At 67.8% G+C, this 11,736-nt stretch carries 12 protein-coding genes; 8 read left to right on the top strand and 4 right to left on the bottom strand.

Annotated features, from left to right (window positions below; translation table 11 throughout):
* Positions 1–21: 21 nt before the first annotated feature.
* Positions 22–291: an acyl-CoA-binding protein gene (locus BCEP18194_RS16845; RefSeq protein WP_011352486.1), complete on the bottom strand. Its 270-nt coding sequence runs from the start codon at positions 289–291 to the stop codon at positions 22–24.
* 148 nt (positions 292–439) lie between these two features.
* Here BCEP18194_RS16845 and tsaB point away from each other — a divergent pair, with 148 nt between their 5' ends.
* Genes tsaB through BCEP18194_RS16825 form a run of 4 tightly spaced genes read left to right on the top strand, consistent with a single transcriptional unit; the run spans position 440 to position 3,663 of the window.
* Positions 440–1,207, top strand: coding sequence for a tRNA (adenosine(37)-N6)-threonylcarbamoyltransferase complex dimerization subunit type 1 TsaB (tsaB, locus tag BCEP18194_RS16840; RefSeq protein ID WP_011352485.1), 768 nt, complete (start codon positions 440–442; stop codon positions 1,205–1,207).
* On the top strand, positions 1,204–1,704 hold the full coding sequence (gene rimI / locus BCEP18194_RS16835) for a ribosomal protein S18-alanine N-acetyltransferase (protein ID WP_011352484.1): 501 nt from the start codon (positions 1,204–1,206) through the stop codon (positions 1,702–1,704). The genes tsaB and rimI overlap by 4 nt, the downstream gene beginning before the upstream one ends.
* Positions 1,691–2,701 carry a uracil-DNA glycosylase gene (locus BCEP18194_RS16830; protein ID WP_011352483.1) on the top strand — a complete coding sequence of 337 codons (1,011 nt, stop codon included), beginning with the start codon at positions 1,691–1,693 and terminating at the stop codon, positions 2,699–2,701. Before rimI ends, BCEP18194_RS16830 begins: the two co-directional genes overlap by 14 nt.
* Positions 2,698–3,663, top strand: a complete 966-nt coding sequence (locus tag BCEP18194_RS16825) for a DUF1853 family protein (protein WP_011352482.1) — start codon at positions 2,698–2,700, stop codon at positions 3,661–3,663. Before BCEP18194_RS16830 ends, BCEP18194_RS16825 begins: the two co-directional genes overlap by 4 nt.
* A gap of 18 nt (positions 3,664–3,681) precedes the next feature.
* Here BCEP18194_RS16825 and thiD read toward each other — a convergent pair whose 3' ends face one another.
* The gene (gene thiD / locus BCEP18194_RS16820) at positions 3,682–4,491 is read right to left on the bottom strand and encodes a bifunctional hydroxymethylpyrimidine kinase/phosphomethylpyrimidine kinase (RefSeq protein WP_011352481.1); all 810 of its coding nucleotides are present in this window, start codon (positions 4,489–4,491) and stop codon (positions 3,682–3,684) included.
* Between the two features lie 58 nt (positions 4,492–4,549).
* The gene (gene lplT, locus BCEP18194_RS16815; RefSeq protein WP_011352480.1) at positions 4,550–5,857 is read right to left on the bottom strand and encodes a lysophospholipid transporter LplT; all 1,308 of its coding nucleotides are present in this window, start codon (positions 5,855–5,857) and stop codon (positions 4,550–4,552) included.
* A 218-nt stretch (positions 5,858–6,075) separates the two neighbouring features.
* Here lplT and alr point away from each other — a divergent pair, with 218 nt between their 5' ends.
* The 3 genes from alr to BCEP18194_RS16800 all read left to right on the top strand — a co-directional run bounded on the left by alr (position 6,076) and on the right by BCEP18194_RS16800 (position 8,947).
* Complete coding sequence (gene alr / locus BCEP18194_RS16810) at positions 6,076–7,146, top strand: alanine racemase (protein WP_011352479.1); 1,071 nt, start codon at positions 6,076–6,078, stop codon at positions 7,144–7,146.
* 11 nt (positions 7,147–7,157) lie between these two features.
* Entirely contained in the window at positions 7,158–8,534 is a 1,377-nt protein-coding gene (gene radA / locus BCEP18194_RS16805) for a DNA repair protein RadA (RefSeq protein WP_011352478.1), read from the top strand.
* Between the two features lie 146 nt (positions 8,535–8,680).
* Positions 8,681–8,947: a DUF2866 domain-containing protein gene (locus BCEP18194_RS16800; protein ID WP_011352477.1), complete on the top strand. Its 267-nt coding sequence runs from the start codon at positions 8,681–8,683 to the stop codon at positions 8,945–8,947.
* Positions 8,948–9,158: 211 nt separating this feature from the next.
* On the opposite strand, the gene BCEP18194_RS16795 is transcribed toward BCEP18194_RS16800, so the two are convergent.
* Entirely contained in the window at positions 9,159–11,090 is a 1,932-nt protein-coding gene (locus BCEP18194_RS16795; protein ID WP_011352476.1) for an ATP-binding cassette domain-containing protein, read from the bottom strand.
* Positions 11,091–11,226: 136 nt separating this feature from the next.
* Here BCEP18194_RS16795 and BCEP18194_RS16790 point away from each other — a divergent pair, with 136 nt between their 5' ends.
* A complete protein-coding gene (locus BCEP18194_RS16790) occupies positions 11,227–11,706 on the top strand; it encodes a glutathione peroxidase (protein ID WP_011352475.1) in 480 nt (159 codons plus the stop codon).
* The last annotated feature ends 30 nt before the right edge of the window (positions 11,707–11,736 follow it).

The raw sequence follows: 11,736 nt of genomic DNA, 5'->3' as shown, positions 1-11,736 counted from the left end.
TTGCGGCAGGGGGCAATTCGGTCAGGAAGCCGTGCCGTTCTTCAGCGATTCGACGAGTTCGATGTACTGCTGCTTTGCCGCATCCTGCGACGTGCCCTTCAGCGCATCCCATGCGTCGTACTTGTATTTGCCGACGATGTCGGTGAAGCCCGGCTTGTCGCCGTGGGCGTCGCCGTCGGTCGCCTGCTTGAAGAGGGCGTACAGGCGCAGCAGGGTCAGGTTGCCCGGACGTTCCGTCAGTTGCTTGACGTCGATCTGGGCCTGGTCGAATTGGGCGGTGAGTTCGCTCATCGGGTGTCTCCGTAAGGGTTTCAGGTCGGGCGATCTTAACAAGCGGACCGCCGCGCGGGGTCGAGCGATCCTTCCAAACCGCCACCCGGCTAAGCGCGCACGCACGGATCGGGCCCGATCGCCCGTGGGAGCGGGGCGCCGCATTACAATGTCGTCCATGACGCAAACAGTGCTCCTCGCCATCGATACGTCGACCGAATACTGCTCGGTCGCGCTGCTGCGCTCGGCCCACGCCGATGACGCCGTTTCCACCCCGCAAACCTGGGTCCGCCACGAGCTGACGGGCGCCGTGTCGAGCACGCGCGTGCTGCCGGCCATCCAGGCGCTTTTCGCCGAATCGGGGCTGACGCTCGCCGATTGCGACGCGATCGCGTTCGGCGCGGGCCCCGGTTCGTTCACGGGCCTGCGCACCGCGACGGGCATTACCCAGGGCCTCGCGTTCGGGGGCGGGCTGCCGGTCGTGCCGATCGGCACGCTGCTCGCGTGCGCCGAGCACGCGCGGCTGCGCGCGCCCGGCACGACCCGCGTGCTGGCCGCGCTGGATGCGCGGATGGATGAAGCCTACTGGGCGGATTTCGCGTGGGACGACAGCACCGGCGACTGGCGCACGCTGCATCCGGCTTCGCTCGATGCGCCGGGCGCCGTCGGCGTGCCCGATGCGCCGTTCACGCTCGCGGGCAATGCGGCCGCCGCGTTCGGCGCGCAGTTGCCGGCTGCGGCGCACGCGGCCGTGATCGACAGCGACGCAATGCCGCATGCGCTGGCGGTCGCCCACGCCGCCCTGCGCGCGTTCCGCGCCGGCCGCACGGTGCCGGCCGATCAGGCCGCGCCGGAGTACGTGCGCGACAAGGTTGCGCAGACCACCGCCGAGCGCGTCGCGGCACGGGCCGCGCAGACGGGCGGAGCGAAGGGATGACGGGTGTACTGCTGAGCGATCGCTATCTGGCGCCGATGACGGATGCCGATCTCGACGAGGTCGTCGCGATCGAGCACGTCGCGTACGAATTTCCGTGGAGCCGCGGCAATTTCGAGGATTCGTTGCGCAACGGCTACCAGGGCGTGTGCCTGCGGCACGTGACGGGTTCGCTGATCGGCTATTGCGTGCTGATGCCCGTGGTCGACGAGATGCACCTGCTGAACCTGTGCGTCGCGCCGGCCGCGCAGTGCGCGGGCGCGGGCCTGGCGCTGCTGCGCGAGGCCGTGCGCATTTCTCGCGCGGAAGGGCTCGACGGCGTGCTGCTCGAGGTGCGGCCGTCCAATCCGCGCGCAATTCATCTGTACGAGCGTTTCGGCTTCTTGACGATCGGCCGGCGCAAGAATTATTACCCGGCGAAGCATCGCAGCCGGGAGGACGCAATCGTGATGCGTCTGACGTTGAACAAGGACGAAGGGGACGCGCATGGCATGGGCTGAAGCGGCGCTCGAGGAAATGGGCCTCGCGCAGATCTGGGTGCGGCGCGGGAAAGGCGCGGAGGCGGGCACGGACGAGGACGCGGCAGCCGAAGCGCACGCCGCACCGGCCGTCACGGCCGAACGACCTGCGCGGATCGCACGTACACCGGTACAGGATGAGGCGCCGCCGGCAGTGGCGCGAAGCGTCGATGCTTCACCGGCTCGCGAGCCGGCCGCCGCCCCGTCGCGCCGCGTCGATGACGGCGATCGCGCGCCAGCACCGGCCACACCGGTCGCGTCGACCGACACGATGCCGCCAATGGACGACATGCCGCCTGCCGGACCCGACGATTTCGCGTGGTTCGATGCGGCGCCGCCGGGTGATCCCGTGCCGGTGGCCGAATCGCGCCCCGTCGGTACGCCGGTTGCCGCGCTCGACTGGGACGCGCTGGCCGCGCGCGTGTCGGACTGTACACTTTGCCGGCTGTGCGAGAAGCGGACCAACACCGTGTTTGGCGTCGGCGACCGTGAAGCAGACTGGATGCTGATCGGCGAAGCGCCGGGCGAGAACGAGGACAAGCAGGGCGAGCCGTTCGTCGGCCAGGCCGGCAAGCTGCTCGACAACATGCTGCAGTCGCTGTCGCTCAAGCGCGGCGATAACGTGTACATCGCGAACGTGATCAAGTGTCGCCCGCCCGGCAACCGCAATCCGGAGCCGGACGAGGTCGCGAGTTGCGAGCCCTATCTGCAGCGCCAGGTCGCGCTCGTGAAGCCGAAGCTGATCGTCGCGCTCGGCCGCTTCGCCGCGCAGACGCTGCTGAAGACGGACGCGAGCATTGCGTCGCTGCGCGGCCGCGTGCATGCGTACGAAGGCGTGCCGGTGATCGTGACCTACCACCCGGCGTACCTGCTGCGCAGCCTGCAGGACAAGTCGAAGGCATGGGCCGACCTGTGCCTCGCGCGCGATACGTTCCAGCGTGCCGAGGGCGCCGACGCGAACGGACCGGCCGGACAATGACGACCGGCGCGGCGTTCGCATTCGTCGATACGCTGCACGACGTCGCGGTTCGGGATCTGGGCTGGCTGCTGGCCAGCCCGAGCCTGCTCACCGCGGTGCCTGACGCGCCGCTTGCGCGCCCGTGGCTGGATGCGGCCGGACAGGCGGCCGTCGAAGCATGGCTCGCCGCGCTCGATGCGCAGCCCGAGCCGCTGCATCGCGCGCTCGACGGCTTCCGGCCCACCCGGCTCGGCCGCTACGCCGAATGCCTGCTCGAGTATTTCCTGACGCACGGGCCGTCGCTGCGGCTCGTCGCGGCCAATCTGCCGCTGCGCAGCAACGGCAAGACGCTCGGCGAAGTCGATTTTCTCGTCGATGCACCGGACGGGCAGCGCCTGCACTGGGAACTCGCGGTGAAGTGCTATTTGTGCGCGCCGGTGCAAGCCGGCGCATCGCTCGCCGATTTCGTCGGCCCCAATCTCGTCGACCGGTTCGACCGCAAGCGCCGCCGGTTACTCGAGCACCAGCTGCGGCTCGGCGATCGCGACGGGTTCGCGCGGCTCGGCTACGGCGCGCCGTCCGATGCGCAGATGTTCATCAAGGGCTGGTTGTTCTATCCGCACGGCGTGCCGTTGCCGTCGGTGTCCGCGGAAATCGCGCCGGATCACCCGCACGGCTTCTGGCTGACTCATGCGCAGTGGCCGGCCTGGGCGGCCGCGCAACGTGCCGGCGTCGCATGGGGCGTGTTGCCGCGGCTGGCGTGGCTCGCGCCGCGACGGGCTGCCGCCGGTAGCGGATTCGAACCCGAGCCGCTGGCGGCCGCTCTGGAACTGCCGTCCGTGCTGACGGCACGTGAGGCGCCCGCGCTGATCGGCATTCATGAAAAGGGCAGTGACGGCACGTGGCGCGAAATGGCGCGCGGCTTCGTCGTGCCGGACGACTGGCCGGTACGCGCCCAGGCGTTCGCGGCGCAGGATCACTGACGCCGCGTCAGCCGGCGCTCACCACCAGCGATGGAAGTGATGGACAGGGCCGACGCCGTGGCCGACGTCGAGGTGGCCGCTCGCGGCGATCGCGCCGGTCAGGTAGGTCTTGGCTTCGCGCACCGCGCTTTCGAGGTCGGGCTGCTGCGGCAGCAGCGCGGCGATCGCCGACGACAGCGTGCAGCCGGTGCCGTGCGTGTTGCTGACCGGCACGCGTACGCCGTCGAGCCGCACGGTGCGTGTCGATTCAACGAGCCAGTCGGGGCTCGCGGACACGTCGGGCAGGTGGCCGCCTTTCATCAGCACGGCGCGCGCGCCGGTCTGTAACAAGGCCTGACCTTGCCGGACCATGTCGTCTTCGGTGGTTGCGGGCGCATCGTTCAGCAGCGCGGCGGCTTCGGGCAGGTTCGGCGTCACGACCGTCGCGAGCGGCAGCAGCGCATCGCGCAACGCGTCGACGGCGTCGGGTGCGAGCAATGCGTGGGAGCTCTTCGAGATCATCACCGTGTCGAGCACGACGAAGCGCGGCGCGTATCGGCGCAGCGCGTCGGCGACCGCGTGCACGATCGCCGCGTTCGCGAGCATGCCGATCTTGACCGCGTCGATGCGGATATCGCCGAACACCGCGTCGAGTTGCGCGGTCACGAATGCCGCATCCGGCGCATGCACGCCAGTCACGCCGCGCGTGTTCTGGGCGGTCAGCGCCGTGATCACGCTCGCGCCGTACGCGCCGAGCGCGGAAAAGGTCTTCAGGTCGGCCTGGATGCCTGCGCCGCCGCCCGAATCGGAGCCGGCGATCGTCAGGATGTTGGGTATCGGGTGCGTCATGAGGGCAACGCGCCGGTTCGAGGACCGGCGCCGGCGGACGGAAACGGGAAGTGTAGCGTCAGTGCCGCGATTCGCCGATCAGCGCGACCGAGTCGAACTGACGCTGGTTCGCCTGGTGGCGGCGCATCACGAGCCACATCGTCAGGCAGACGAACGTGCCGAACAGCACGATCACGACGCCGACCGGCACGTCGAGCCACACGAGCACCGCGTACAGGCACAGCATCACGAGCACCGACAGGTTCTCGTTGAAGTTCTGCACCGCGATCGAGTGGCCGGCCGACAGCAGCACGTGGCCGCGATGCTGCAGCAGCGCGTTCATCGGAACGACGAAGTAGCCGGACAGCGCGCCGACGCACATCAGGAAGATGTACGCGATGATCAGGTACACGGGCATCCGCAGGTGGCCGATGTGCACGGCCCAGTGCGACGGGAACAGGTCGCGCGTGTAGAACGCCATCAGCATCACCGCGATGCCCATGATGATGCCGACGGGCAGCACGGACAGCGACTTCTTCAACGGGATTCGGGCGGCGGCAGCGATTGCGCCTGCCGCGACGCCGACGGCGACCACGGCCTGCAGGATCGCGCCTTCCGACAGCGACATGCCGAGCGACACTTCAGCCCACTTCAGCACGATGAACTGCAGCGTCGCGCCCGCACCCCAGAACAGCGTCGTGACTGCCAGCGAGATCTGGCCGAGCTTGTCGCGCCACAGCACCATGAAGCAGTCGGCGAAATCGGTGAGGAGTTTGACCGGGCCGCGTTCCTGCTTCGGGTAGCGGGCGCCGGTATCGGGGATGCGCAGGTTGAACAGCGCGGCGATCACGTAGATCGCCATGATGATCGCCATCGCCGCTTCGGCGGGCGTGCCGATCCAGGCGGGCGTGTGCGCGATCACGTGCGACGCGATGTGCGGGCTGATCAGCGCACCGCCCAGCACGGTGCCGAGAATGATCGAACTGACGGTCGTGCCTTCGATCCAGCCGTTCGCGGCGACCAGCCGGTCGGCCGGCAGCAGCTCGGTGAGGATGCCGTATTTCGCGGGCGAGTAGGCCGCCGCGCCGAAACCGACGATCCCGTACGCGATCAGCGGGTGGGCGCCGAACAGCATGATCATGCAGCCGACGACCTTGATCGAATTGGTGATGAACATCACGCGGCCCTTCGGGCGCGAATCCGCGAAGGCGCCGACATAGGCCGCCAGCACCACATAGGACAACACGAAGAACAGCTTCAACAGCGGTGTCATCCAGTTGGGGGCGTGGAGGTCTTTCAGCAGGGCGATGGCGGCGATGAGGAGCGCATTGTCGGCCAGCGACGAGAAAAACTGCGCGGCCATGATGGTGTAAAAACCTTTTTTCATCTGATGCGATGCTTTCGTCGCTGCGGCAGGGCCGCGTAGGCCGCCTGGTATGCGATCGGCTTATTCCGTTCGAAATGGGTTGTGCGCACGGCTTTATAACATGAAAATACGCCAATTCGGACTAGCAAGATTCCCCGATCGTTCCGCAAATTGTCGGCTTCAGTGCTCAAAAGGCGCGGTAAGCTGATGATTCGCAAGCGTCTTTACGTAAATTTCCCATGCCGCGCCCGATCTCCGCCACCATCCATACCGCCGCTCTCGCGAACAATCTCTCCGTCGTCCGCCGCTTTGCCGGCCCGTCCAAGGTCTGGGCGGTCGTCAAGGCCAACGCGTACGGTCACGGTCTCGCCCGCGCGTTTCCTGGCCTGCGCGGCACCGACGGCTTCGGCCTGCTCGACCTAGACGAGGCCGTCAAGCTGCGCGAGCTCGGCTGGGCCGGCCCGATCCTGTTGCTCGAAGGGTTCTTCCGCTCGACTGACATCGACGTGATCGACCGCTACAGCCTGACGACGACCGTCCACAACGACGAGCAGATGCGGATGCTGGAGACGGCGCGGCTGTCGAAGCCCGTCAACGTGCAGCTCAAGATGAACAGCGGGATGAACCGGCTCGGCTACCTGCCGGAAAAATACCGCGCCGCATGGGAGCGCGCCCGCGCGTGCCACGGCATCGGCCAGATCACGTTGATGACCCATTTTTCGGATGCGGACAACGAGCGCGGCGTCGCCGAGCAGCTCGCGACGTTCGAGCGCGGCGCGGAAAACATTGCCGGTGCGCGCAGCCTCGCGAACTCCGCAGCCGTGCTGTGGCATCCGGACACGCACTTCGATTGGGTGCGCCCGGGGATCGTGCTGTACGGCGCGTCGCCGTCCGGGTTGTCGTCCGACATCGCCGATACCGGGCTGAAGCCTGCGATGACGCTCGCGTCCGAGCTGATCGCGGTGCAGACGATCGCGAAGGGCCAGGCCATCGGCTATGGCTCGACGTTCTCCGCGCAGGCGCCGATGCGGATCGGCGTGGTCGCGTGCGGTTACGCGGACGGCTATCCGCGGGTCGCGCCCGAAGGCACGCCCGTGATCGTCGACGGCATCCGCACGCGGATCGTCGGTCGCGTATCGATGGACATGATCACCGTCGACCTGTCCCCGTGCCCGCAGGCCGGTGTCGGCGCGCGCGTCGAGCTGTGGGGCAACGCGCTGCCGATCGACGACGTCGCCCGCCATTGCGGCACGATCGGTTACGAGCTGATGTGCGCGGTCGCCGGCCGCGTGCCCGTGCGCGCGGAATAAGGGCGTCGCGCGTGGCCAAACAGAAAACCGTATACGTCTGCAGCGAGTGCGGCGGACAGACCCCGAAGTGGCAGGGCCAATGCCCGTCGTGCCAGGCCTGGAACACGCTGGTTGAATCGGTCGCCGAGGCGCCGGCTGCCCATCGGTTCCAGTCGCTCGCGAAGCGGGCGCCGGTACAACGTCTCGTCGACATCGAAGCGGCCGACGTGCCGCGCTTCTCGACCGGCATCGGCGAATTCGACCGCGTGCTCGGCGGCGGGCTGGTCCCGGGCGGCGTCGTGCTGATCGGCGGCGATCCGGGCATCGGCAAGTCGACGCTGCTGCTGCAGTCGCTCGCGGACATCGCGAGCGAGCGGCGCGCGCTCTATATCAGCGGTGAGGAATCGGCCGCGCAGATCGCGTTGCGCGCGCAACGGCTGGCGCTGCTCGACGGCGGTGCGGTGGCGGATGAACTGAAGCTGCTCGCCGAGATCCAGCTCGAGAAGATCCAGGCCGCGATCGATGCGGAGCGGCCGGATGTCGCCGTGATCGACTCGATCCAGACCGTCTATTCGGAAGCGCTCACGTCGGCGCCGGGCTCGGTCGCGCAGGTGCGCGAGTGCGCGGCGCAGCTCACGCGCATCGCGAAGCAGTCGGGCACCGCGATCATCATGGTCGGGCACGTGACGAAGGAGGGCAACCTGGCCGGCCCGCGCGTGCTCGAGCACATCGTCGACACGGTGCTGTACTTCGAAGGCGACACGCATTCGTCGTTCCGGCTCGTGCGTGCGTTCAAGAACCGCTTCGGTGCGGTCAACGAACTCGGCGTGTTCGCGATGACCGAGCGCGGGCTGCGCGGCGTCGCGAATCCGTCCGCGCTGTTCCTGTCGCAGCACGAGCAGGTCGTGCCCGGCTCGTGCGTGCTCGTCACGCAGGAAGGCACGCGCCCGCTGCTCGTCGAAGTCCAGGCGCTCGTCGATACGGCGCACGTGCCGAACCCGCGCCGGCTCGCGGTCGGCCTCGAGCAGAACCGGCTTGCGATGCTGCTCGCGGTGCTGCACCGGCACGCGGGCATCGCGTGCTTCGACCAGGACGTGTTCCTCAATGCGGTTGGCGGCGTGAAGATCACCGAGCCGGCCGCCGACCTCGCGGTGCTGCTCGCGATCCATTCGTCGATGCGCAACAAGGCGTTGCCGAAAGGGCTGATCGTGTTCGGCGAAGTGGGGCTGGCGGGCGAGATCCGGCCGTCGCCGCGCGGGCAGGAGCGGCTGCGCGAAGCCGCGAAGCTCGGCTTCACGTCCGCGCTGATCCCGAAGGCGAATGCGCCGAAGCAGCCGATCGAAGGGCTGAACGTGATGGCGGTCGATCGGCTCGAACAGGCGATCGACCGCGTGCGCGATCTCGAGTAACCGGCCCGGCAGGCGCCCGGGCCAAGCGCGCGGGCGATCTGTCGCGTAATTCGTTGTAAAGAAGATGTAGGGTTCTGTAACCCGCCGGACATCGCTTTTCCCTATCCTTTGCCGGATTGTCGAACCGCGCAATGCGAAGGGATCCTATGTTGAAATCGTACGGGGAAGCGCCGAGCGGAAGCCTTTACAACCTGCGTGGCTGCCGCGTGTCGGAGCCGATTCGCCAGCCCTGGGGCGGCGGATGCCGGATCGTCGAATGGATCGACGAAGAGGGGCGCCTGGCGCGCAAGGTCGTGTCCGAGGACGTGACGGAAGCGGAAGTCGCCGCGGCGATCCGCCGGCCGACCGAAGGGCGCCGGCACCTGATGGGCGACGACGAGCAGATGCCGCGCGACACGTTGCCGCGACGTTGAGCCGGTGGTTTGGCGAACTGCCGCGGAACCGAGTGACGACGGTAATGAATGAACAGGCCGGGCTCTTGCGCCCGGCCTTGTCGTATCCGGGCCCGCAAAGGGCCCGATGGTCTGTCGAGGGGCAGCGATACCAAGGTACCGCTGCTCCAAGGCAGCCGGGATGCCGGGCTGACCGGCGCATCGGTATCGGCCGGCCGCACCGCGACGGCTGTCAGCCGATCTGCTCGAGCTCTTCCTGCGCGGCGAGCCAGTCGGCCTCGACCGTTTCGAGACGCGTGTTGACGTCGCCGAGCTTGCGGATCGCATCGGTCAGTTCCGTCTTGCGCTCGGCTTCGTAGCTCGCTGGATCGGCGACGAATGTGTCGAGGCGCGCCTTCTCCGCGTGCAGCGTCTCCATTTCCTTTTCGAGCTTCGTGATGCGCGTCTGCAGCGGCTTCTTCAACACCGACAGGCGCTGCCGCTCCTCGGCGGCCTGACGCTTCTGGTCCTTGCGATTGGCCGCGGCGCCCGCGCCCGATGAAGCCGCGCTGTCGGCCTTCGCGGCGGCGCGCTGCTCGGCCGCGTGCTGCAGCAGCCAGTCGCGGTAGTCGTCGAGGTCGCCGTCGAACGGCTGCAGCCGGTGCTTCGCGACCAGCATGAACTGGTCGGTCGTCGCGCGCAGCAGGTGGCGGTCGTGCGAGACGAGGATCAGCGTGCCTTCGAACTGCGCGAGCGCCATCGTCAGCGCATGACGGGTTTCGAGGTCGAGGTGGTTGGTCGGTTCGTCGAGCAGCAGCAGGTTCGGCTTCTGCCAGATGATCAGCGCGAGCGCGAGGCGAGCCTTTTCACCGCCCGAAAACGGCCCGACCGGGGTGGTCGCCATGTCGCCCGAGAAGTTGAAGCCGCCGAGGAAGTCGCGCAGCTCCTGCTCGCGCGTGTCGGGCGCGAGCCGCGCCAGATGCGCGAGCGGCGAATCGTCCTCGCGCAGCGTTTCGAGCTGGTGCTGCGCGAAATAGCCGATCGTCAGCCCCTTGCCGTCGCGGACGTGCCCCGACAGCGGCGCGAGCGTACCGGCCAGCGTCTTGATCAGCGTCGACTTGCCCTGGCCGTTCGCGCCGAGCAGGCCGATGCGCTGGCCGTTCTGGATCGACAGCGCGACGCGCTCGACGATCGGGATTTCCGCTCCGCCGTCGGCGTGGTAGCCGCAGCGGACGTCTTCCATCACCATCATCGGGTTCGGCGCGGCATCGGGCATGCGGAATTCGAACGTGAACGGCGACGCGATGTGCGCGGGCGCGATCAGCTCCATCTTCTCGAGCGCCTTCATCCGGCTCTGCGCCTGCTTGGCCTTGGTCGCCTTGGCCTTGAAGCGGTCGACGAAGCTCTGCAGGTGCTCGATCGTCTTCTGCTGCTTTTCGTAGGCGCTTTGCTGCAGCGCCAGTTGCTGCGCGCGCAGCACTTCGAACTGCGAGTAGTTGCCGCCATAGCGCTTCACCTGGCGGTTTTCCAGGTGCAGCGTGACGTTGCAGATCGAATCGAGGAATTCGCGGTCGTGCGAAATCACGACGAGCGTGCCGGGGTAGCGGTGCAGCCAGTCTTCGAGCCAGACGATCGCGTCGAGGTCGAGGTGGTTCGTCGGTTCGTCGAGCAGCAGCAGGTCGGAACGGCACATCAGCGCCTGCGCGAGATTCAGGCGCATGCGCCAGCCGCCGGAGAAGCTGGCGACGGATTCGCGCGTCTGCGCGAGCGTGAAGCCGAGGCCGAGCAGCAGCGCCTCGGCGCGGGCAGGTGCGGTGTAGCCGTCGGCGTCGGCGAACGCCGCGTGCGCGTCGGCTTCGGCGGCGCCGTCATGTGCGGCGGACGCGGCGGCGATACGCGCCTCGATCTCGCGCAGCGCGGCGTCGCCATCGAGCGTGTAGTCGAGCGCCGAACGGTCGACCGCGGGCGTTTCCTGCGACACATGGGCGATCCGCCACGACGGCGGCATCGAGAAATCGCCGCCGTCCGAGTGCAACTCGCCGCGCAGGACCGAGAACAGGGTCGACTTGCCGGCGCCGTTTGCGCCGATCAGGCCGGCTTTCTCGCCGGGATTGAGCACGAAGGAGGTCGACTCGAACAGCGGCTTGGTGCCGCGCGCAAGGCTGAACTGATTGAAACGGATCACGGCGGAAATGACTGGCCAAAACCGCTATTCTAGACTGCGCGCCGCTCGCGCCGGGCATTGGCCGTTCGGCGGATGCCGCAACGGGGCAATTTCGCCTAGACTCCACGTCGATCCGGTTTCGTAAAAGGAGTGCCCGATGTCCACCCTGTATTCGTTCAGCGCAGAGACGCTTGCCGGCGCGCCGGCCTCGCTCGACGCGTATCGCGGCAAGGTGCTGCTGATCGTCAACACCGCGAGCGAGTGTGGTTTCACGCCGCAGTACGCGGGCCTGCAGAAGCTGTACGACCAGTACGCGGCGCGCGGTTTCTATGTGCTCGGCTTCCCGTGCAACCAGTTCGGCAAGCAGGAGCCCGGCGACGCCGCGCAAATCGGCGCGTTCTGCGAGCGCAATTACGGCGTCACGTTCCCGATGTTCGCGAAGATCGACGTGAAGGGCGACCATGCGCATCCGCTGTACCGCTACCTGACCGACGAGGCGCCCGGCATTCTCGGCCTCAAGGCGATCAAGTGGAATTTCACGAAATTCCTGGTCGATCGCGAAGGGCGCATCGTCAAGCGCTACGCGCCGTCGACCAAGCCGGACGAAATCGCCGCGGATATCGACAAGCTGCTGTGACGGCGGCCGGCGGCGTTCGCGGCGCCGGTG

Source organism: Burkholderia lata (assembly GCF_000012945.1).
Lineage (GTDB): Bacteria > Pseudomonadota > Gammaproteobacteria > Burkholderiales > Burkholderiaceae > Burkholderia > Burkholderia lata.
The sequence above is the reverse complement of the archived record's forward strand: the minus strand, read 5'-3'. Positions and strand labels throughout refer to the sequence as shown.